Source organism: Arthrobacter glycogeni (genome assembly GCF_054510815.1).
Window position 1 is genome coordinate 25060 of the sequence record NZ_JBTNDV010000001.1, and the last position, 20893, is coordinate 45952.

Here is a 20893-nt window from a genome sequence, read left to right on the forward strand (position 1 = left end):
CTCGGGGGGACGATCAGTACCCCAGGTTGACCGCTACGCTCGATTGTCCGGCGCTGCCGGGAGGCAGTGAGGTCACCGAAATGCCAGGGTTGCTGTCAATCTGGTGCACCTGCGCCCCGTAGACAGGGTCCCCCGAGGCCCCAATCAGGACCGCCACCACGTCGTCACCAAGGTCCGCGGCGGCCACTGTGACAGTGGTTCCGCCTGCCACGCTGACCGCCTGTTCGCTCTGCAGTGTCCCGTCCCCTGCCACCGGGGTCAGCTGAACCTCGGACCGGCCTGAGGGTGCCCCGAACGTGAGGGCGCCTCGTGACCCGCCCGGGAACACCGCCACCTGGGTATTGCCCAACCGGACACCGGAGGGCGCGAAACCGAAATCGACCGACTCCCCGGCTTCGGTGCCACGGTTCACCCGTGCCGACGCCGAGATGAGAACATCGGAGGCGATTTCGACCGTGTAGTCACCGGCGGGAAGGGTATCCAGTGACACGCCTGTTACTGTGCCAGCGGCGGCGGTGAGCACTCCCCCGTCGGGAAGGTCCACCTCGCCACCCGAACCGTACACCCTGACATTGAGCACTGCGTCAGTGCTGCCCGGCACCACTACCTGGACGGCTGGAACGGCCGTCTCGTAGCCATCCTGGGCGCTGACCTCGTCGGCAATGTCCTTGTCCTGGACCCGCACTCCGGGAATGACCTGGGTGCTCGATGCGGGTGCGGCTGGTTGGAGGAGCTCCACACCCCCGGGTGTGAGTTCGCGCAGCACACTCTGCTGGATACTCCCGGTGACCCGCCCGCCGTCGCTCAACACCCGAACGGCCAGCTGGTCCTGATCGGTGGCGAGACCTGCCAGCACAATCGACTCCGTGCCGCCGGGCGCGATCAGCAATCCTCTGGTTCCGCCGGCTTCGATGGGTCCGTTGGTCCCGTGCAGCTCAAGGTCTACGGTGGCTGGCGTTCCTGACGGGTTGGAGAGGTTGAGGACCGCTGTCGCTCCCACCGTGGTGGACGCCCCGAGGATCCAGAAGTCGCTGCCCGGCGCGGTGCAGTGGCCGACAGCAAGACCGCCCAGATCGCCGTCGGTGGCGCTGTAGCTGAAAACCGCGCCGGAGGTGGCAGGCAGGCCACCCACGGGCTGGGCTGAAAAGACGCTTGACCCATCGATTGACTGGTCCTCAAGCACCCCGGCAGCCCGGGTGGTCAGGCCATCCTCGTTGCTCACCGATTCGGGAGCCGGGTCGTCGCCGGCTTCGTCTGTCGCTTCATCTGTGGCGATGGTGGCCAGCGGCTCGGCGCCACCGAGGGGGGTCAACGCACTGCCAGGCAACGTGCCACCAAGGCTACCGAGCACCATGGCACTGACCGTGGTGCTCGCGGTCTCGGACACTGGACTGAATTCTGGGTCGGCGAGGGCTGCGTCGCTCTCCAGCAGGCGTGGCGCGGCCGGACACACGGCGGTGTAGTCGCCCGCTGGCACCCCGGCCACCGGAATGGGGAACTGCGCTGACGCTTCCGTCGGCTTCAGAAGGGCGGTGCCCGTCACGACGGTGCCGCTGGCACCAATCAGGAAAACCCCGGCTCCGATGCCCACTACCCGACGGAGCGCTGAGGCCGGCCGTCGTTTGGTTCTGGGCCGCGCGGTGGGCGTTTCTTCAACTTGTGGTTCAGTCATGATCTGCCCCTTCCACCGAGGATCGATTCGTTGGGTGGTGTCAGGTCGGTTGGTGGGTTCACCGGAGAGGGGTCAGCCGGAGATGGGTGAGGTGGACGGTCGCTGACGATGTCCGCCGGGCTGTCCGTCTCGTTTGTTCCGACTGTTTCGACAGTGGGCGGTGGAATCAGCACTGCTGGCTGACCGCGGCGACCGGGATAGGCCCTCACGAAACGGGCCCGCGATGGCATGGGGATGGCCAGCATGACAGTGAGTCCAATGATGATGGCCGAACCAATCGCCGCCCAGGGCTCCCAGGCCGTCATGTAACGGACCTCGAGGCTACCGCCATCGGGTGGCAGGACGAAGGCCTGGGACCAGCCGGATGGCGCGGGCTCCAGGGCACGCCCGTCAAGCGTAGCCTGCCAGCCGGCGTCGGCCCGTTCGGCGAGAACGAGGCTGCGTTCGGCAGTCCCGGCCGGAAGGTCTGCGCCAACATTGATCGACTCGGATTCGAGCACCGTGGCAGTGGTCCCGTCAGGATCGACAATCCGAGCGCGGGCGCCCGCCGCAATACCTTCGGCGGCAGCGTCGACAGTACCCGCGTCGTCGTCGGCGTTGGCAGCGCCCTCCGTGGTGGTGGTCGGGACGACTCGCCACAGCCATCCTGACGTGGTGTTGCCTACCGCCACGAGCCCTGGCACCGCGTCGATCTGTGCCGCGAGGACCTCGGCGGCAGAGTCGGATTGCTGCAGTACAACGAATCCGACGCCCAGCTGTCCCAGTTCCTCCCGCGGGTCGTAACCCGTGCCGGCGACGATCACTGCGACGGTGCTGCGGATAGCTGCGGTAGCTTCGTCATCGTTACGCACCTCAGCCGAACCCAGCGGACCGTAAAGGCCACTGGCTGAGTAGATCTGCGACAGCTGGTCGAGCGTCGTTCCGCCGTTGCGCATCAGGGCAGCACTGACATTGTTGTCACCGTCGACGTTCATGACCAGCGATTTGGTGCGTTCCGGGCTGTTTCCGCGGTCGGCGGCGGTGGCGGGGAGGGTGCGTTCGGCGCTCGGCGCGAGGAGGAGGTCGGTGCCGAACCGGGTGCCGGGAATCTGCGCTGCGGCCGGATCCGTTGCTGCGGCGGTTGCGGCCGGCGGGCCCGCGATATCGGCGGGAGAGGGTACCGCCCACAGACCAAGGCTGACGGCCGGACCGATCCCCAGGACGACGGCGGCAGCCACCAGGGCGGGGCGGCTCCGCCGTCGAGAAGCGGAGCCGTCAGTCAGTGCGCGGGTAGCGGTGCGGGCCTGATCTGCGGCGCGTGCACGGTGGACGGCAAGGGCCTTGTCGCCACCAATGACTGCTGCGCCGGCGATCGCCAGCATGAGCACTGACACCAGGGGTCCGGTGAACGGTGTGATCAGCGCTGAGGATCCCACCGCAACCGTTACGAAGGACAACGCTGTGGCAAGCAGCAGCGCGGTGAGGCCCAGTAGCCACAGTCCTCGGGCCATCGCGGTGCCTCGGCCCGGGATGAACAGGGCAGCGGCGGCCAGAAGAATGGCGGGCCCACCCACCAGCACCGCGGCAGCCAAGGCCCACGGACCGTCGGGAAGGAACGGGAGGGCAGCGAGGGGCGCCATCGGATCGAAGGCTACCGGATAGCCCAGCATCTGCTGCCACAGTTCGGCGCCCACGAAGGGGACCGGGACGCCAGGGTCCGCAAGGACGGCGCGTAGCCGATCGGCAGTCGAGCCGATAAAGGGAATAAACAGGGCCAGCGGGGGAAGGAGTGACCACCACAACGTTTTGGCCCGGCGGCGGAGGAGCAACATCGCGCCGAGCACTGCCACCACAAGCAGGGGAAGCAGAGACGGCGCTCCAGCAGTAATCACTGCGAGCAGAAGACCCGCCGTTGCGGCGGCGGTCCAGCTCGGTACACCGTTGATTCCTGGCTTGAGCATCAGGTCGACAGGTCGACGGCGGTGATGCGCCTCGTCGTGGTGGTGCTCGCCGGAAGGCATGGACACGTCCGCCGGGAATGCGCTGGCGCCGGCCTGACGCTGGGGTCCCAGCTGGGGCGCCCTCGCCGCGCCAACCGCACGCAGCAGGGCCAGGCCTGCCAGCGGTAGTAGCACGTGGGCAAGGAGGGCGCCGAGTCGGCCGCTGCCCAGGGCTACCTGAAGGGTCGGCACTGCGGCCCAGAAGAAGGCACTCCAGAACCGTAGTCCCCGGCTCCGGGTCAGCGCCCCGGCGGCGAACCACGCGGACAGTCCGGCCAGGGGCAGCGCGAGGATGGTAAGGGTAACCAGTACCGCGTTGCCGTTGCCCAGCCCGAGCGCGGCCAGTAGCCAGAGTACGTACCCGAACGGATCACCGTGGCCGGGCATCCCCGACCCGAGGGTGATCCACCAGGTTGACGCGTTGGCCCAGATGTCCACCATGCTCGCGGACACCGGTAGCAGCGACCCACCGGCCAGGGCTGGCGCTCCAACAAACCGGTAAAGCCCGATCAGTGAGACTGCGGTGAGGGCCAGACCCCCCGCCACAGCACCGAGTCCCACCCAGGTGCGCGATGGCGCGGCGAGGGAACTGAAATCTTCGGCGGCGTCGCCGGATGGGATATAGGCGCTCTGCTCATCGGCAATCGCCGAGTCGCTGAGGTGGCCCTCAGCGGAGAACGCGTCAAGCACCGACCGCCGGTGGGACCAGACCTCGCGGCGCGGCGTCCGCAGCGCGCGGACTACGCTGCGTGGACGTTTCCTGGTGGCGACGGCCCGGCGCCGGGACTTGAACAGGTCCACCGGACGCAGTACTGCGTCGATGCTGGCAACGAGCTGGCTAAAGCCGTAGCCGGGGTCCTTGGCGAGCAGCCCCAGCACGAGTCGGCCAAAGCCGCCGATCACTGCGCCCACGGCCAGGAAGGGCACCTTCCACAGCGTCGCGTGTTTCAGCCGAAGGTAAACCTCGGCCTTCCGGGCGGCGCGCTGGGCAGCCGTGGGGCGTGTGCGTGGGCCAGCGTGCCGCACGACGGCACTCGGCACCACCACGACGCGGTGCCCGGCCAGCCGGTTGCGCCAGCAGAAGTCGACGTCGTCACCGGTGCCGGGAAGCGCAGGATCGAATCCCTCGAGGGCGTCCCACACGTCGCGGCGGATCAGCATGCCCGCGGAGTTGACGGCGAAGACGTCGCTGCGCGAGTCGTACTGGCCCTGATCGAGTTCGTCGACGTCGATGAGCGTTAGCCGTTCGGCCCATCGGCTGATGGACAGGCCGACGTCGACCACCTTTCGGCGGTTATCCCACTCCACCTGCTTTGACCCGGCGACGGTGACGGAGGGAGCGCGTTCGACGGCGAGGAGGAGTTCGTCGAGGGCGTTGGGTTCGGGCGCCGAATCATCGTGGAGCAACCAGATCCACTCGTGGGCGGTGTCCTCCCCGGTGGGCCGGTTTCGTGCGGGAATTTCGGCGAGGCCCACACGCGCTGCTGCGCCGAACCCGGCGCGTGAGGCAGACCCGACCACTGGACTGCCGACGGGTAGCTCCAACTGCAGGATCGACGCTGAGTCGTCAGTGGACCCGGCGTCGACACCAATCATCAGGTTGGGCTGGTGCTGCTGGGCGCGGAGCGCGGCGAGAGTTGCTGAAAGAAAAGCAGAGCCGTTGTGGGCTACCACAACGGCCGTGACCCGGGGGTGCTGGAGAATTAGACCGCTCGCTTTCGTAGCCGGCGCCGCTCGCGCTCGGACAGCCCGCCCCAGATGCCGAAACGCTCGTCGTTGGCGAGGGCATACTCAAGGCACTGCGAGCGCACATTGCAGGCGCCGCAGACCTTCTTGGCGTCGCGGGTTGAACCGCCCTTCTCAGGGAAGAACGCTTCGGGGTCGGTCTGCGCGCAGAGCGAATCGGCCTGCCAGCCGAGCTCACCTTCGTCGTCGAAGTCCTGGCCGATACCAGGCAGACCAATCCACACCGTCTGATCGCTGCGCCCGGGCGCTTGCCTGGCCGGCGACGAAACGCGCTCGGGCGTCAATAGTGCGGAAGGAGTCGACTCGACTGCCTCCGCGGGGAGGTCGGCCAGTGCCTCATGGGTAGTGAGGAAAGCGGTGGCTTGTTCCTCTAACGAGCTTTCGGTGCTCTGCCGGTACCGTTCGGCGGCGTCCGGGTCAGCCGGATCAACGAACCAGTCGCTCGGAACGCCGCGTGATCCGTAGCGGGCAGACGCCTGTGCCTCGATGGTTGTGCGGTCGTGGACCTTCTTTACCTGTCCCATGTCAGCCCTCCCGGTGTTGCCGCTCCAGCAGCTGCTGTGGTGGATTCAGGCACGACTGCTGAGCAAAAGATGTTTGCGAGAGGCAATGCGGCCTAAGTATCCGGTGTGCTGGAACTTTCCGATACCTAATTACACGCGTGTAATACGTGTTCAGTCAAGCGCTGGGGGGAATCTTATAGAGTAATTTCCAGGGAACCCGTTCACGCCACGCTGAGAGTTTCTCACCACGGCGGCGGCGTGTCCCCTGTGACGCGGGCGAATCCCCTGCATCGGGATTCTTCACCAAAATCGGCAGCAAATTAAAGTCATCTGGAAGGCATCAACCGGTCATGGATCCATTAACCGCAGTCCCTCAACTCATGAATCAGCTCCGCACCCTGAGCCCATCGGAACCCCGCCTGATCTGGTACGGGCCGGAGAGCGAGCGGATTGAACTGTCCGGCCGCGTCCTCGACAACTGGGTTGCCAAGACCTCCAACCTGCTGGTCGAGGAACTGGATGCGAGACCGGGCACCCGGGTTGCGCTGGAACTGCCCGGTCATTGGAAGACCCTGGTGTGGGCGTTGGCTTGCTGGCAGGTTGGGGCAGTCCCGGTTGATGGTGCGTCGGGATCCGGCCGGACAGCGGACATTGTGGTCAGCTCAGCGGCTACCGCGACCGCTGCTGACCCGTCCCAACTTATGGTGTTGGTGGCTCTGGGCGCGCTCGACCTCAAATGGTCGGGCATCCTCCCCGCCGGTGCAGTTGATTACGCCGCGGAGGTGCGTAGCTATGGGGATGAGTTCTTCGACCTACCGCCAGCCGATGCTTCCCGTCCGGCGGTGGAGCAAGAAAGTGGAGACCTCAGCATGGCGGTGCTTTTTGACCGCGCCGCCGCCTGCGGGTGGACTGCGGGCGGCGTGCTGCTGGTTTCTGCGGAGCTGGCGCTTGAGACCACCCTCGCGGCGGCAGTGCATGCCTGGAACACCGGGGGGACCCTGATTGTCGCCCACCCGAGTGTTGCCTTATCAGCGCAGCTGGTGGCCAGCGAACGGGTTACTGATCGCGTGGGAGCGTAGGTTCGGTCGTAGCGGGGTCCAGCGAGCCGGCCAGCCTGGGTCCTGCCTGCGCTCCAGTTGACGCGGTGACTGGGCCCTCGTCGGCTCGGGAGTCGGGGTGGCCGAACAGTTCCCGGTCGTGGCTGAACGCCGGATCCTCGTCCAGCTCGGCATTGAACACCCAGAACCGGTAGGCGACGAAACGTAGGACCGTCGCGAGCACCGTGCCGACGATTCCAGCGAAAAACAGTGTGGGCCGGTCAGTGATGTCCATTGGATATTTGGCGATCCACACGCACCCTGCGGCGATCCCCATTCCGATGAGGTTGATGAGCACGAACATGCCAAGTTCGCGGACCGGGTTCGGCTGCCGACGGCGCCTGAAAGTCCAGTAGCGGTTGGCTATCCAGGCGAAAACCGTCGCTACCGACGCCGAGACGAATCTCGCCTTCACCTCGCTGTCAGACATGGGCCCGTGGATCAGATACCAGAACAACCCGTTGTCGATGACGAAGGCGACACCGCCGACGGCACCGAACTTGGCGACCTCGCGCCAAAACAGGGAGGCCAGGCCTCTGATGCGCTCTGCCATCGTGGAAAACATGACCCTCCGCGGTCCGGTTGCCTGTCCGAATTCACCGTGATTGCGGACGTGCGACGCCGAATGTAGTGCCACCATGCTCCGTGCATAACGACCAGTGAGACATTTTAGCTGCCCAGCATGGGAGTTTCCTAGAAACCGCCCGGCGCAGGCACAGCATGCCAGCGCACCGCCGGGCAGTAGGTACCCTGAGTACGTGACTTTTCCTGTAATCGGTGTGATTGGCGGCGGCCAACTGGCTCGCATGATGGCCTCCCCCGCTGTCCAGCTCGGCTTCACCCTCCGCGTCCTCGCCGAAGGCCCCAAGGTGTCGGCGGTGGCGGCTGTTGCCTCGTCAACGGTGGGCGACTACCGCAACCTGGACGACCTGCGCGCGTTTGCCCGAGGCGTTGATGTGCTGACCTTCGACCACGAGCACGTGCCCGGCGACCTCCTCAGGGCGCTGCAGGCGGACGGCGTCAATGTGCAGCCACCTCCAGAGGCACTGGCACACGCGCAGGACAAGATTGTCATGCGCCGCGCCATTGATCGGCTGGGCCTGCCGAACCCGGAATGGGCTGAGGTCTCGACGATCGGGGAACTGCGCGCGTTTGGCAACAGGATCGGCTGGCCGATCGTGTTGAAGACCCCCCGCGGCGGATACGACGGTAAGGGAGTGATGATGCTCGAGACTCAAGCCGACGCGGCACGCGCCGCCCCCTGGTTCCAGGGCAGCCCCCTGCTCGCCGAGGCTAAAGTTCGATTTAGCCGCGAACTTTCAGCCCTGGTGGCTCGCACCCCGTCAGGCGCCACCCGCGCCTGGCCGGTGGTGCACTCCATCCAAGTTGACGGGGTGTGCGACGAGGTGATCGCGCCCGCCGCTGACCTCCCCACGGAGCTTGCGGCGTCGATTGGCAACGCCGCACTCAGGATCGCCGACCAGCTCGGGGTCACCGGCGTGATGGCCGTCGAACTGTTCCAGACGCCCGACACCGAGCCAGGCTACCTGATCAACGAGTTGGCCATGCGGCCCCACAATTCAGGTCACTGGACCATGGACGGCTCGGTGACGGGCCAGTTCGAGCAGCACCTGCGCGCAATCCTCGACCTGCCGCTAGGCAGCACCGCCATGCTCGGGACAGTGACAGTGATGAAGAACTATCTTGGCGGCGCCAACGCCGACCTTTTTAGTGCCTATCCGACGGCGCTGGCCGCCGAACCCGAAGCGAAGATCCACGCCTACGGCAAGGATGTGCGTCCGGGCCGCAAAATTGGGCACGTCACCGCCGTAGCCCTGACCGGCGAAAATCTTGACACCGTCCGTGACCGGGCGGAACGAACTGCTGCCATCCTTCGTGATGGGCACAACGGCACAGAGCTCCGGAAGGACAACGCGTGAACCACCCACTGGTAGGACTAGTGATGGGGTCCGACTCGGACTGGCCCGTCATGGAAGCAGCGGCCCAGGCGCTGACGGAGTTTGGGGTCCCCTTCGAAGCCGACGTCGTCTCAGCGCACCGGATGCCCACCGAGATGATCGAATATGGCCAGCAGGCCCAGGCGCGGGGGCTACGCGTCATCATCGCGGGTGCCGGCGGAGCCGCGCACCTCCCCGGAATGCTGGCCTCCGTCACTACCCTGCCCGTCATCGGCGTACCGGTGCCGCTAAATTACCTCGATGGCATGGACTCCCTGCTGTCCATCGTCCAGATGCCCGCCGGCGTTCCGGTCGCCGCAGTCTCCATTGGAGGCGCACGCAACGCGGGGCTCCTCGCGGTGCGGATGCTCGCTGCCGGCGAGGGCACCCTCGCCGAACGCCTTCACGGTGACCTCCTCGACTTCGCTGTGAGTCTGCGGGAAAGCGCTGTGCAGAAGGGCGCCTCTCTTCGTGCCCAAGCGGCCACCCCCGGGGGGAGCAGCGTATGAGCCATATCCCCCGCCCAGAGGGGCAGTGGTTGTTGACTGACCCGGTTCGTTACCCGCAGTCGGCTACCCCAAAGATCCGCACCAAGCGCGCCTTCGTCCTCCTGCTGCTGACCCTAGTGCTGCCCGGCTCGGCGCAGATTGTTGCCGGCGATCGCCGCCTGGGCCGCCGCGCTCTGCTCGTGACGTTCAGCGCCTGGCTGGCCATTGCGGTAGCCGCCGTCGTCGCCTTCACCAACCGCAGCGTGCTGGTGGGTCTGGTGACCCACCAGTGGTGGTCGCTGGTGCTCATTATTGTGCTGTTGGTGCTCGCCGCGTCCTGGGCCCTTCTGTTCCTTAACACCCTGCGCATCATCAAACCGCCCCTGCTGGAGCGGTCAATGCGCCCGGTGGTCGCCGGGGCGCTGGTCACCCTCATGGTGGTCACCAGCGGGTCCCTCGCCTACGGCGCCTATCTGCTCAACGTCAGCCGCGGCACCTTCGGCTCGATCTTCCAGACCGGCCCAGCGTTTGAACCCGTGGATGGGCGGTACAACTTCCTGCTCATGGGCGGCGACGCCGGGGAAGACCGCACCGGGCGACGACCCGACAGCATCTCGGTGATCAGCGTCGACGCGGCAACCGGCGCGGCTGTGACGTTCAGCATTCCGCGGAACTTCCAGAACGCACCGTTCACCGAAGATTCACCCCTATGGGAGGTCTACCCTGAGGGGTACAACTGCGGCGACGAATGCATCGTGAACAGTCTCTACCCGGTCGTCGCCCAGGACCATCCCGACCTCTACCCGGACTCGGATGACCCGGGGGCGGAGGCCATGATGGACGCCGCGGGCGGCATCCTGGGTCTTGAAGTTCAGGCCTACATCCTCGTGGACATGGAAGGCTTTTCCCAGGTGATCGACGCCATGGGTGGGATCACTATCGACGCCGGTGGGTGGGTTCCCATCACCGCCGCAGAGATTCCTGGGACCGACCCCATCCGACACTATCCACCGTCCGGATGGATCGCCCCCGGGGTCCAGACACTCGACGGCTACCAGGCGCTCTGGTACGCACGGTCCCGCGAGTTCGTTACCGACTACCACCGGATTGCCCGACAGCAGTGCGTGCAGCAGGCAATGATCGCCCAGCTGGACCCCGCCACCGTGCTGACCCGGTTCCAGGACCTGGCCAGCGCTGGCGCCGATATCGTCGAAACTGATATTCCGCTGGACCAGCTGGGAAGTTTCGTGGATCTTGCGTTGAAAGCCAAGGATCACGAAACCCGTCGCCTGACCATCGGTCCACCCGATTTCGGCACTCCCGCCGACAACTTCGTCACCTATCCGGTGTTCGAGGAGATCCACGCCAAGGTGCGGCAGACGCTCGCCGAAACCACCGGCCCTGAATCCGCCGCTGCAGCGCCAGCTTCCGCTGTTTTGGACGAGCCAGCCATGGTGCAGGTTTTCCAGCCGACGCCGCTACCCGGCACCGTCCCAGGGCAGGTGACCGAGCCTGAGATCACCGAAGAGTACCTTCAGCAGTTGGCTACCATCGGAGACATCGCAACGTTGAGCACCGTGTTGGATAACAACGGTGAATGCAGTCCCGCCTAAGGAAACGAGTCCCATGTATCTGCTGGAGAACACCCTGCGGCCCTACGCCTGGGGATCCGAAACCGCGATTGCCGAACTTCTCGGCCGGGTTCCGTCCGGCGGCCCCGAAGCAGAACTGTGGATGGGCGCCCACCCGGACTCCCCGTCGCGGGCCGTGCTCGACGACGGCACCCGCGTAAACCTCGACCACCTGATCGCCTCCGATCCGGTGCGGACGCTCGGTGCCTCAGCGGTACAGCACTTCGGTGCACGGCTGCCGTTCCTGCTGAAGGTACTCGCTGCCGCAGCGCCGCTGTCCCTGCAGGTGCATCCGAGCAGCTCCCAGGCAAGGGCAGGGTTCGACGCCGAAAACGCTGCCGGGCTTCCCGCTGATGCTCCCCACCGGAATTACCGTGACGGGTCCCACAAGCCGGAAATGATCTTCGCGCTCACCACGTTCGAAGCGTTGTGCGGGTTCCGGCCGGCACCCGAAGCGGCGGCGGTGTTTGAGCAGCTGGTAGCGGCTGTCCAGGCCTCGGGAGCCAGTGTCCCCCAACTGCTGACCGACGTCGTGGCTGACCTCCGTGATTCAGACCCGCGCGCGGCACTGCGTGGCGCCTTCACCCGCCTGCTGACCGGTGGGGAAGCTGCGGCGCAGGCGGCGGAGCTGGTTGCCGCAACCCTCGCGACCGCACCCGGTCCAGAGGCGGCGACGGTCCGCGAGTTGACCGAGCATTACCCCGCCGATCCCGGGGTGCTGGTGTCCCTGTTGTTGAACCGGGTGTCGTTGAGTCCGGGCCAGGCCATCTACCTGCCCGCCGGGATCATCCACGCCTATCTGAGTGGTCTGGGGATTGAGGTGATGGCGTCGTCGGACAATGTGCTGCGTGGCGGGCTCACACCCAAGCACATCGACGTGCCGGAACTGGTGAATACGGTGACTTTCGAGGCGGTGACAGTGCCGGCGGTCGCGGCACGCCACACCGGGCTAGGCCAGGAACTGTACTGCCCGCCCTTCGACGAGTTCGCCCTGCAGCGCCTCGAGCTGCGCTCCGGATCGGGGTCGATGGCGTCGTCCGACGTACCGTTGGCCCAGAACGGGCCGGTCCTAGTCCTTGCCGTCGCCGGCAGCATCGTCCTCGACTCTCCCCGCGGCGACCTCCTGGTGCCGCGCGGCTGCAGCGCCTTCGTTCCAGCCAATGAGGCTCCAGTCATGGTCAAGCTTGCCGCCGGTACCGGCCCCGAGTCCGACCAGGACGACGACGGCGCCCTCGCGTTCGCGGTAACCCTCGCCGGCTGACCCCCCGGCGGCACGCCCCGGCCCGGCGTTCCGGCGTCCCGGCCCTCCGGCGTCCCGGCCCAGAAAAGTAGCTGGCCCGCAAATGAGTGGTTGCCCAACCAAGTGTTTCCACCTTGGCCACTACTCTGCGGCCGACACTCACCCCCGCCACTGCTTTGCCTCACACCGGCGGGTCACACCGGTGGTCCGTGCCTCCGCCGGGTTTCCCTAAGATAGACGGGTGACTGCTTCCCTCGTGGCGAAGGACCTCTCTGGAGGTCACGCCCACCGCACCCTCTTCTCCGGCTTGAACCTGACCGTGGCGCCGGGCGACGTCGTCGGCGTCGTTGGCGCCAACGGTGCTGGCAAGTCGACCCTGCTCAGGCTCCTCGCCGGCGCCGATACTCCGCTGGGCGGCTCCGTGACCACCACCCCCGCCGACGCGTTTGTCGGCTGGCTACCGCAGGAACAGGACCGGCTGCCCGACGAGACGATCGAGGGCTACCTCGGCCGCCACACGGGGACGACCGCGGCCACCGCGGCGATGGAGGCCGCAGCCGAAGCGCTGGCCTCAGGCACCAGCGCCGCCAACGACGCCTATGGGACGGCGCTGGACCACTGGATGGCGTGCGGGGCAGCCGATCTTGTCGACCGTATCCCGCCCGTCCTGGCTGAACTCGGGCTGACGCTGGGCCTGGACACCGCGATGACCGGGCTGTCGGGCGGCCAGGCGGCCAGGGTTGCCCTCGCCGCGCTGCTGCTGAGCCGGTTCGAGATCGTCCTGCTGGATGAGCCCACCAATGACCTAGATCTGGCCGGTCTGAACCGTCTTGAGGAGTTTGTGCGGAGCCTGCGCGGCGGCGTCGTCCTGGTGTCGCACGACCGCGAGTTCCTGGCCCGCTGCATCACTACGGTGGTGGAACTCGATCTGGCGCAGCGCAGCGTTGCCGTGTACGACGGCGGGTATGACGCGTTCCTCGAGGAGCGGGCTGTGGCGAAGCGCCATGCCCGGGAGGCGTACGAGGAGTTTGCCGACAAGAAAGCGGATCTGGTCGGCCGTGCCCGGACCCAGCGGGAGTGGAGCTCCCAGGGTGTCAGGAATGCGATGAAAAAGGCTCCCGACAATGACAAGATCCGGCGCCGGGCCAGCATGGAATCCTCCGAGAAGCAGGCGCAGAAGGTCAGACAGATGGAGTCGCGGATTTCACGCCTCGATGAGGTTGCCGAACCGCGCAAGGAATGGCAACTCCAGTTCAGCATCGGCGCCGCCCCGAGGTCCAGTTCGGTGGTCGCTACCCTGAACGGGGCGACGGTCAGGCGGGGCGCTTTCACGCTCGGCCCGGTGTCCCTGCAGATCAACGCAGGTGACCGGATCGGGATTACCGGACCTAACGGCGCGGGGAAGTCCACCCTGCTCGCCCTGCTGCTGGGCCAGTTGGTGCCCGACGACGGCGGGGCGGGGCTCGGCGCAAGTGTCGCCGTCGGGGAAATCGATCAGGCCCGCGGCGTGTTTGCGGAGACCGAACCGCTCGGTGATTCATTCGAGGCGCTGGTGCCCAGCCTGAACCGGGCCGAGGTCCGCACATTGCTCGCCAAGTTTGGGCTCAAAGCCGATCAGGTCAGCGGGCCGGTGGGCAGCCTCTCCCCCGGCGAGCGCACCCGCGCCGCGCTGGCACTTTTGCAGGTCCGGGGAGTGAACCTGCTGGTGCTTGACGAGCCGACCAACCACCTCGACCTGCCCGCGATTGAGCAGCTGGAAGAGGCGCTGGAGAACTACGACGGCGCCCTGCTCCTGGTCTCGCATGACCGCCGTCTGCTCGAAAATGTGCGGCTGGACATGCGTTGGAGCGTTGAGGGTGGACGGGTCAGCGCCAGCTGACCTAGGACCGCCCGGGCACCTTCGACCTCAGCTTCGCGACAGTGTTCTGGGCGAACCTCAGCCCGTCGCGGGCCAGGGGCATGGCGCGGGAATACAGCGGGTACAGCGGCGAGAGGGGTTTATCCCAGGTGCCAGCCAACTGGTTTTCGTGTTTTGCCCAGCCCATCTTGAACTTCGAGACGCCGTCGTTCAGTAGCCCATTGAAGTCGTAGCGCACTGCGCCGCGTTCCTTCATCGCTTGGACGGCCAGCCACTTCAAGGCGTAGTTGGCCCGTAGCTGTTCGCCCTCGGCGGTCATTCCGCCATAGAGCTCGAAGACCGTGTGAGCACTGGTCGACAGCCACAGGAACGCGACGACGTCGTCGCCCTTGAACGCGGCGAACACCGGCGACGCAGCGCCGAGATTGTCGAAGATGTCCAGGTAGTAGCGGTCCTCGTGGATGCCGAACCCGGCCCGCTCAGCCGTCTGCCGGTACACTCCAAGACATTGGGTCAGCTCGGAACGGGTCACCTCGCGGTAGTCGAGGTCCTCCCGACCGGATTTCCTGATGTACTGGCGGTGCTTTTTGCTCATCTCGGCCAGCAGCTCGTCCTCGGTGTGGGTGAGGTCGAGGATGAGGGTCCGGCCAATCAGGATGGTGTTCCCGGTGCTGCGCCACCCGGCGGGGGCGAGCGCCGACACCGCGGCGGTGGTTGTTTCCCAGTCCGGTTCAATGCTCAACGCCACCGCGCGGTGTGCCTGGCGGACGTAAACCTCAAGCGCCCGCAGCACCTCGGCCTCGCGCCCGGATGCGGTGTGGGGACCGCGCGGACAGTAGGCCAACGCACGGAACGGCAAGGGCAGCTTCCGGAGTAGCACCTGCGCGCAGCCCACGAGGACGCCATCGTCCTGGACCAGGACCCGGTCGACGCTCCAGCCGTGGGAGGCCTTGGTTTTGCCCCAGCCCCAGAGCTGCTGGGGGTGCCCCCGCAAGGCGTTGACGGCGGCGTCCCAGCGGGACTCGTCGGTGCACTGCACAACAGTAAGGGTCATGCACCCAACCCTAGCGTTGATCGCGGGCCACCTTCGGCGACCTCTGTGCAGCGCTTCGTGCACCGCTATGTCAGGCGGGCTACTTCAGGCGGGCATAGCTTTCCCATTTGTGGGCCTGGTGCTCGCCGTCAACCACGCGGATGGTCCCGGACTTGGACCTCATCACGATGGACTGGGTGCGCACGGTGCCCTTGTTGTAACGCACCCCGCGGACCAGGTCGCCGTCGGTGATGCCGGTCGCCGCGAAGTAGCAGTTGTCGCTAGTGACCAGGTCGGAGGTGGACATCACCCGGTCGAGATCGTGGCCGGCGTCGATCGCTTTCTGCTTTTCCTCGTCGCTGGTGGGCCACAGCCTGCCCTGGATGACACCGCCCAGGGATTTGATGGCGCAGGCCGCGACGATTCCCTCCGGGGTGCCACCGATCCCCATCAGGGCGTCTACGTCGGTGCCCTCGCGGGCGGCAGCGATGGCCCCGGCGACGTCGCCGTCCATGATGAACTTGGTGCGCGCACCGGCGGCACGGATCTCGTCGACCAGGGGACGGTGGCGGTCGCGGTCGAGGATCATCACCGTGACCTGGTTGACCGACTTGCCCTTGGCCTTGGCGATCAGGTGCAGGTTCTGCTTGACCGGGAGGCGCAGGTCAACCATGTCGGCTGCCTCGGGACCGGTCACGAGTTTCTCCATGTAAAAGACAGCCGACGGATCAAACATGGTTCCGCGCTCGGCGACGGCGAGGACTGCGATGGCGTTGTTGATGCCCAGGGCCGCCAGGCGGGTGCCATCAATGGGGTCCACGGCGACGTCGCATTCAGGTCCGCTGCCGTCACCGACCCGTTCGCCGTTGTACAGCATTGGAGCCTCGTCCTTCTCGCCCTCACCGATGACCACGACGCCGTTGAAGTGGACCGTCGACAGCAGCGAGCGCATGGCGTCGACTGCCGCGCCGTCGGCCTTGTTCTTGTCGCCGTATCCGACCCAGTGCCCGCCGGCGATGGCTGCGGCCTCGGTGACGCGGACCAGCTCCAGCGCCAGATTGCGGTCCGGCTCGTCGTCGCCGACCGCCAGTGAGCGGGAGAGCGTTGCATACTGGGCTGATTTGGCGGTATTGGACACGTCAATCCTCATCGTCGAAGCGGTGCTGTGCCATTGCTGGCGAAAGCTGTGGGACTAATCCCCTGCGCCCCATCATAGTGGCCCTCATGCACGGAACGATGTGGGCGGGCGGGGCCCGTTTAGGTGGGCGCCCCGGGTGTGGTGGAAAATGGAGGGGTGAGCAACCTCCAGCCCGGATCATCAGAAAGACCCGTCGACGGCGAGCCGCGTCCGGCGACCGGCGAGCAGAGCGACACCGGCCAACAGCCCGGCTCCGAGCCGCAGGTGACGCCGGTCCTGACCCCGAAGCAGGCAAAGCGGGCCAATTCGACAGTCATCGGCATGCTGATCGCGATTGCCGCCACGTTTGGGCTGGTCCTGCCGGTCCTACTCCTGAATCCCACCCACACTGCGGAGACCTACGCTCGGGACATCGACGTGCAGAACGTCTCGGCCGAGGCTGCTGAAATTGCCGGGTACACTCCGTTGGCGCCGGAGGTTCCGGCGGGCTGGACCTCAAACTTCGCTCGCTGGAACGCTGGGGGCAGCGACGGCGTACCGTTCTGGGAGGTAGGCTACCTCACCCCTGAACGGCAGTTCATCCAGCTCACCCAGACCGACAGCGCCAACCCCACGTGGACGGCCCTGCGGCTCGACGACGCCCAGGTCTCCGGGCAACGCACCATCAAAACCGTTGACTGGGAGTTATTGGATAGTTCATCGGGAGACTCATTCCTGACCACTGAGGTCGATGACTTCACCCTGATCCTCAACGGGACAGCCGATCTCGCCGAGTTCGATGTGCTGGGCACCGCGATCCTCGAGGAACTCGCTGCGTCATAGGCTCCGGCAACGGGACTAAACCGGCGTAAGGTGGGCCCGTGGACAACCAATCGACTCCTGCCCAGGCCTGGCAGCGACTCCGCGAAGGAAACCTGCGGTTCGTTTCCGGGGAATCGTCGCACCCCAATCAGGACGCCCTGCACCGCGCCTCGCTGGTCGACACCCAGCACCCCTTCGCCGTCATCTTCGGTTGTTCGGATTCCCGGCTGGCAGCGGAGATCATTTTCGACCTCGGCCTCGGGGATGTGTTCGTGGTGCGCACCGCGGGTCAGGTGATCGATGACGCCGTCCTGGGATCCCTTGAATTCAGTGTCAGCGTGTTGAACGTCCCGCTGATCGTGGTGCTTGGACATGACCGCTGCGGGGCTGTCTCCGCAACGATCAACGCGCTCGACTCCGGAGTGATGCCCGTAGGCTTCCTGCGTGAACTGGTGGAGCGGATCACTCCGTCGGTCCTCACCTCCCGGCGCAACGGAGTCACCGACCTCAACGCCACCGTCGTTGAGCACATCAAGCAGACCTCCAAGCGCATGGTTGATTCCTCGCGGGTCATCGCCGACGCCGTCGAGCAGGGTTCAACTGCTGTGATAGGCGTCACCTACCGGCTGCAGGACGGCACAGCCGAAATCGTCTCCGGATTTGGCGCCTCGTAGCCCCACCAGCAAGAATTGGCGCATGACTCACACGCCTGGATCCGACGCCGACTTCCGTATCGAACACGACACGATGGGTGAGGTCCGGGTTCCGGTCAACGCCCTGTACCGGGCGCAGACGCAGCGCGCAGTGGAGAACTTCCCGATCTCCGGCACCCGTCTGGAGCGGGCGCACATCGAGGCGCTGGCCCGGATCAAGAAGGCCGCCGCCACGGCCAACGCCGAACTGGGGGTGCTCGACGGTGAGCGGGCCCGCGCGATTGAGGCTGCGGCCGAAGAGGTGGCGCAGGGACTGTACGACGGCGATTTCCCGGTCGACATCTACCAGACGGGCTCCGGCACGTCGTCGAACATGAACATCAACGAGGTCATCGCTACGCTGGCCAGCCGGGCCCTGACCGCCGCCGGCAGCGAAACCTCGGTCCACCCGAACGATCACGTCAACGCCTCCCAATCCTCCAACGACGTCTTCCCGACGTCGGTCCACGTCGCTGCGGCGTCCGCGCTGACCAAGGACCTCATCCCAGCCCTCGAACATTTGGCGGCGTCCCTTGAGCGCAAAGCCGACGAGTTCAAGAGTGTAGTGAAATCAGGTCGCACCCACCTGATGGATGCCACACCGGTCACCCTGGGCCAGGAATTCGGCGGATACGCCGCCCAGATTCGATACGGCGTCGAACGCATCACAGCCTCCCTCCCCCGGGTCGCCGAGGTGCCGTTAGGCGGCACCGCCGTCGGCACCGGCATCAACACGCCGGCAGGGTTCCCGGCTCGGGTCATCGAGTTGCTGGCCAGCGACACCGGACTGCCCCTGACCGAGGCCCGCGACCATTTTGAGGCCCAGGCGAACCGCGACGGCCTGGTCGAGGTGTCGGGGATGCTGCGCACCATCGCCGTGTCCCTGACCAAAATCAACAATGACCTGCGCTGGCTCGGTTCCGGCCCCAACACCGGTCTCGGCGAGATTGCCCTGCCCGATCTGCAGCCGGGTTCGTCCATCATGCCGGGCAAGGTCAACCCGGTCATCTGCGAAGCGGTCATCATGGTGTGCGCCCAGGTGATGGGCAATGACGCCACCGTGGCCATCTCGGGAACCAACGGTGCCTTCGAGCTGAACGTCGGCATCCCCGTCATCGCCCGCAACGTGCTGGAATCAGTGCGGCTGCTCAGCACCTCCACCCGGGTGATGGCCGACAAGATGATTGACGGGATTACCGCCAACGAGGAGCGGGCGAGGTTCCTGGCCGAGGCTTCCCCCTCGATCGTCACCCCGCTGAACAAGTACATCGGCTACGAGAATGCGGCGAAGATCGCCAAGAAGGCTGTCGCCGAGGGGCTGACGGTCAGGGAAGCAGTCGTCGCCCTCGGGTTCGTTGAGCGCGGAGAACTCACTGAGCAGCAGCTCGATGAATCCCTCGACGTGCTGTCCATGACCCGCCCGCCACAGTAGGTACCCAGGCGCAGTAGCCGCCGTGGTTCAGGAAAGGCTTGTGCAGAGTTAGACGGTCGGCCCAACTCTGGCTCGGCGAGCGTTACTGGTTTCCCACGCGTCGCCAGCTCGTCGGTCCACCTCCCGCGGATGTATCCGGTAAACGTCCCTTTCAGGCTCCCGTATAGTACAGCCCGTTGTGGATTCACTGAAAGCTGTACTATGGGGTGATGGAGCTACCCGTACATTCTTTGGTGCTGTCCAGGTTCGGTCATGCGCTGTCCGATCCGACCCGGTCCAGGATCCTACTCGCGCTGCGGGACGCTCCGGCTTACCCGAGCGACCTCGCAGACACGCTGGGGGTGAGCCGACAGGGTCTCTCCAATCACCTGGCCTGTTTGCGGGGATGTGGTTTGGTGGTGGCCGTTCCGGAGGGACGCCGGGCACGCTATGAGCTGGCGGATTCAAAACTGGACAGTGCCCTCACCGCCCTGCTGGCAGTGGTGTTGACTACCGATCCGGAGCATTGTATGAACAACCCCGCTGAAGGGTGCTGCTGATTAGTCTGCCGGAGCCCCCTGCTGCCAACTGGCCCAATTCGGCCCGTCGGGCAAAGCTTTCGCGTCGCATCCGCCTCTTCGTTGCCGCAACGATCACCTACAACGTCATTGAAGCCGGGGTGGCGATCACTGCCGGAACAGCAGCGTCCTCCGGGGCCCTGATCGCGTTCGGCCTCGACTCAATTGTCGAGGTGGCATCCGCCGTAGCGGTGGCCTGGCAGTTCTCCGCCAAGGATCCCGGAAGACGCGAGAAAACCGCGCTGCGGGTGATCGCATTCTCCTTCTTCGCGATGGCCCTCTTCGTTGGGTTCGACGCGGTCCGCGCCCTCACTGTCGGGGCGGAAGCTGACCACTCAACTGTCGGGATCGCACTTGCGGCGGTGAGCCTGGGGATCATGCCTTTGCTGTCCTACCTTCAACGCCGTGCCGGCCGCGAGCTCGGGTCAAAGTCAGCGGTCGCGGATTCCAGACAAACGCTGCTGTGCTCCTACCTTTCCGGGGTGTTGCTGGCCGGACTCCTCCTGAATTCCCTTTTTGGTTGGTCGTGGGCGGATCCGATCGCCGCATTGGTCATCGCGTTCTGGGCGGTCAAGGAAGGCCGGGAAGCGTGGAAGGGTGATGCCTGTTGCGTTAACCCACTGGGCCGCGCCGATACCGACGAGACGCCCGAAACAGTCACAGTAGCTGACTGCTCCTGCTGCCCCTGATCACTCCCTCAATCGGCTCGCGGATCTGCGAAAATTCACCTGCCTTCGCCCGCGTCGTGGCATGACCACGCCAAACAGGGGGTGAACCCAGGCGCTTCCCGCAGCCCCGGGGTTCACAGAGGGTGGATTTGGCGTGTTCTCGGAAGAGGATTTTGACCGTCTCATGGTCATCAAGCAGATGAAGCCTCTGGAATTCTCCCTTGAGGAAATGGCCGACATACTCAGCCTCCTGGCAACACCTGACACCTCAGGTATGGGTGGCAGGTTGGCTGGGTTCCTGGAGGGAGCCGTGAACCAACGGGCCAAGATGGCCCGTAACCTGGCCCAGGCTGACGAGTTTATTCAAAGGCTCAGCGTCCAGTCCTGATCGATTGCGGAC

The 20893-nt window shown here is 65.8% G+C and carries 18 protein-coding genes; 12 read left to right on the forward strand and 6 right to left on the reverse strand.

The annotated features are described in order from the left end of the window. Nucleotides 1-13: 13 nt before the first annotated feature. The 3 genes from ACX80G_RS00105 to ACX80G_RS00115 are packed head-to-tail and all read right to left on the reverse strand — an operon-like array spanning nt 14 to nt 5921. Nucleotides 14-1672 carry a DUF5719 family protein gene (locus ACX80G_RS00105; protein ID WP_459304945.1) on the reverse strand — a complete coding sequence of 553 codons (1659 nt, stop codon included), beginning with the start codon at nt 1670-1672 and terminating at the stop codon, nt 14-16. Further along, nucleotides 1669-5325: a glycosyltransferase gene (locus ACX80G_RS00110; protein WP_459304946.1), complete on the reverse strand. Its 3657-nt coding sequence runs from the start codon at nt 5323-5325 to the stop codon at nt 1669-1671. Before ACX80G_RS00110 ends, ACX80G_RS00105 begins: the two co-directional genes overlap by 4 nt. Before the next feature lie 29 nt (nt 5326-5354). After that, the gene (locus ACX80G_RS00115; protein ID WP_459304947.1) at nt 5355-5921 is read right to left on the reverse strand and encodes a WhiB family transcriptional regulator; all 567 of its coding nucleotides are present in this window, start codon (nt 5919-5921) and stop codon (nt 5355-5357) included. 329 nt (nt 5922-6250) lie between these two features. Here ACX80G_RS00115 and ACX80G_RS00120 point away from each other — a divergent pair, with 329 nt between their 5' ends. Beyond that, complete coding sequence (locus tag ACX80G_RS00120) at nt 6251-6979, forward strand: TIGR03089 family protein (RefSeq protein WP_459304948.1); 729 nt, start codon at nt 6251-6253, stop codon at nt 6977-6979. On the opposite strand, the gene ACX80G_RS00125 is transcribed toward ACX80G_RS00120, so the two are convergent. Further along, on the reverse strand, nt 6957-7562 hold the full coding sequence (locus tag ACX80G_RS00125) for a GtrA family protein (RefSeq protein ID WP_459305332.1): 606 nt from the start codon (nt 7560-7562) through the stop codon (nt 6957-6959). The two genes, ACX80G_RS00120 and ACX80G_RS00125, sit on opposite strands and share 23 nt — an antisense overlap. 193 nt (nt 7563-7755) lie before the next feature. On the opposite strand from ACX80G_RS00125, the gene ACX80G_RS00130 reads away from it, so the two are divergent. From ACX80G_RS00130 to ACX80G_RS00150, 5 genes are all read left to right on the forward strand, one after another. Next, nucleotides 7756-8937 (forward strand): 5-(carboxyamino)imidazole ribonucleotide synthase, encoded by a 1182-nt coding sequence (locus ACX80G_RS00130; protein WP_459304949.1) that lies wholly within the window; start codon nt 7756-7758, stop codon nt 8935-8937. A 23-nt stretch (nt 8938-8960) separates the two neighbouring features. Then, a complete protein-coding gene (gene purE / locus ACX80G_RS00135) occupies nt 8961-9464 on the forward strand; it encodes a 5-(carboxyamino)imidazole ribonucleotide mutase (RefSeq protein ID WP_459305333.1) in 504 nt (167 codons plus the stop codon). Further along, on the forward strand, nt 9461-11056 hold the full coding sequence (locus tag ACX80G_RS00140; protein ID WP_459304950.1) for an LCP family protein: 1596 nt from the start codon (nt 9461-9463) through the stop codon (nt 11054-11056). The genes purE and ACX80G_RS00140 overlap by 4 nt, the downstream gene beginning before the upstream one ends. 13 nt (nt 11057-11069) lie before the next feature. Beyond that, nucleotides 11070-12335 carry a mannose-6-phosphate isomerase, class I gene (manA, locus tag ACX80G_RS00145; RefSeq protein ID WP_459304951.1) on the forward strand — a complete coding sequence of 422 codons (1266 nt, stop codon included), beginning with the start codon at nt 11070-11072 and terminating at the stop codon, nt 12333-12335. A gap of 220 nt (nt 12336-12555) precedes the next feature. Next, on the forward strand, nt 12556-14193 hold the full coding sequence (locus ACX80G_RS00150; RefSeq protein WP_459304952.1) for an ABC-F family ATP-binding cassette domain-containing protein: 1638 nt from the start codon (nt 12556-12558) through the stop codon (nt 14191-14193). A gap of 1 nt (nt 14194) precedes the next feature. On the opposite strand, the gene ACX80G_RS00155 is transcribed toward ACX80G_RS00150, so the two are convergent. Beyond that, entirely contained in the window at nt 14195-15226 is a 1032-nt protein-coding gene (locus tag ACX80G_RS00155; protein WP_459304953.1) for a lipid II:glycine glycyltransferase FemX, read from the reverse strand. Nucleotides 15227-15305: 79 nt separating this feature from the next. After that, a complete protein-coding gene (gene glpX, locus ACX80G_RS00160) occupies nt 15306-16355 on the reverse strand; it encodes a class II fructose-bisphosphatase (protein ID WP_459304954.1) in 1050 nt (349 codons plus the stop codon). A 144-nt stretch (nt 16356-16499) separates the two neighbouring features. Here glpX and ACX80G_RS00165 point away from each other — a divergent pair, with 144 nt between their 5' ends. The 6 genes from ACX80G_RS00165 (at nt 16500) to ACX80G_RS00190 (ending at nt 20881) form a co-directional block, all read left to right on the forward strand. Then, a complete protein-coding gene (locus ACX80G_RS00165) occupies nt 16500-17165 on the forward strand; it encodes a DUF4245 domain-containing protein (protein ID WP_459304955.1) in 666 nt (221 codons plus the stop codon). 38 nt (nt 17166-17203) lie between these two features. Beyond that, the gene (locus ACX80G_RS00170) at nt 17204-17818 is read left to right on the forward strand and encodes a carbonic anhydrase (RefSeq protein WP_459304956.1); all 615 of its coding nucleotides are present in this window, start codon (nt 17204-17206) and stop codon (nt 17816-17818) included. A 22-nt stretch (nt 17819-17840) separates the two neighbouring features. Further along, nucleotides 17841-19268, forward strand: a complete 1428-nt coding sequence (locus ACX80G_RS00175; RefSeq protein ID WP_459304957.1) for a class II fumarate hydratase — start codon at nt 17841-17843, stop codon at nt 19266-19268. Nucleotides 19269-19477: 209 nt separating this feature from the next. After that, the gene (locus ACX80G_RS00180; RefSeq protein WP_459304958.1) at nt 19478-19807 is read left to right on the forward strand and encodes an ArsR/SmtB family transcription factor; all 330 of its coding nucleotides are present in this window, start codon (nt 19478-19480) and stop codon (nt 19805-19807) included. Continuing rightward, nucleotides 19807-20514 (forward strand): cation efflux transmembrane domain-containing protein, encoded by a 708-nt coding sequence (locus ACX80G_RS00185; protein WP_459305334.1) that lies wholly within the window; start codon nt 19807-19809, stop codon nt 20512-20514. Before ACX80G_RS00180 ends, ACX80G_RS00185 begins: the two co-directional genes overlap by 1 nt. Before the next feature lie 163 nt (nt 20515-20677). Then, entirely contained in the window at nt 20678-20881 is a 204-nt protein-coding gene (locus ACX80G_RS00190) for a hypothetical protein (RefSeq protein ID WP_459304959.1), read from the forward strand. Nucleotides 20882-20893: the final 12 nt, after the last annotated feature.

Coding starts and splice junctions, on each gene's coding strand:
- ACX80G_RS00105 (WP_459304945.1), bottom strand. CDS start 1,672: ATGACTGAACCACAAGTTGAAGAAACGCCCACCGCGCGGCCCAGAACC.
- ACX80G_RS00115 (WP_459304947.1), bottom strand. CDS start 5,921: ATGGGACAGGTAAAGAAGGTCCACGACCGCACAACCATCGAGGCACAG.
- ACX80G_RS00120 (WP_459304948.1), top strand. CDS start 6,251: ATGGATCCATTAACCGCAGTCCCTCAACTCATGAATCAGCTCCGCACC.
- ACX80G_RS00125 (WP_459305332.1), bottom strand. CDS start 7,562: ATGTTTTCCACGATGGCAGAGCGCATCAGAGGCCTGGCCTCCCTGTTT.
- purE (WP_459305333.1), top strand. CDS start 8,961: ATGGGGTCCGACTCGGACTGGCCCGTCATGGAAGCAGCGGCCCAGGCG.
- ACX80G_RS00140 (WP_459304950.1), top strand. CDS start 9,461: ATGAGCCATATCCCCCGCCCAGAGGGGCAGTGGTTGTTGACTGACCCG.
- manA (WP_459304951.1), top strand. CDS start 11,070: ATGTATCTGCTGGAGAACACCCTGCGGCCCTACGCCTGGGGATCCGAA.
- ACX80G_RS00155 (WP_459304953.1), bottom strand. CDS start 15,226: ATGACCCTTACTGTTGTGCAGTGCACCGACGAGTCCCGCTGGGACGCC.
- glpX (WP_459304954.1), bottom strand. CDS start 16,355: ATGAGGATTGACGTGTCCAATACCGCCAAATCAGCCCAGTATGCAACG.
- ACX80G_RS00175 (WP_459304957.1), top strand. CDS start 17,841: ATGACTCACACGCCTGGATCCGACGCCGACTTCCGTATCGAACACGAC.
- ACX80G_RS00180 (WP_459304958.1), top strand. CDS start 19,478: ATGGAGCTACCCGTACATTCTTTGGTGCTGTCCAGGTTCGGTCATGCG.
- ACX80G_RS00190 (WP_459304959.1), top strand. CDS start 20,678: ATGGTCATCAAGCAGATGAAGCCTCTGGAATTCTCCCTTGAGGAAATG.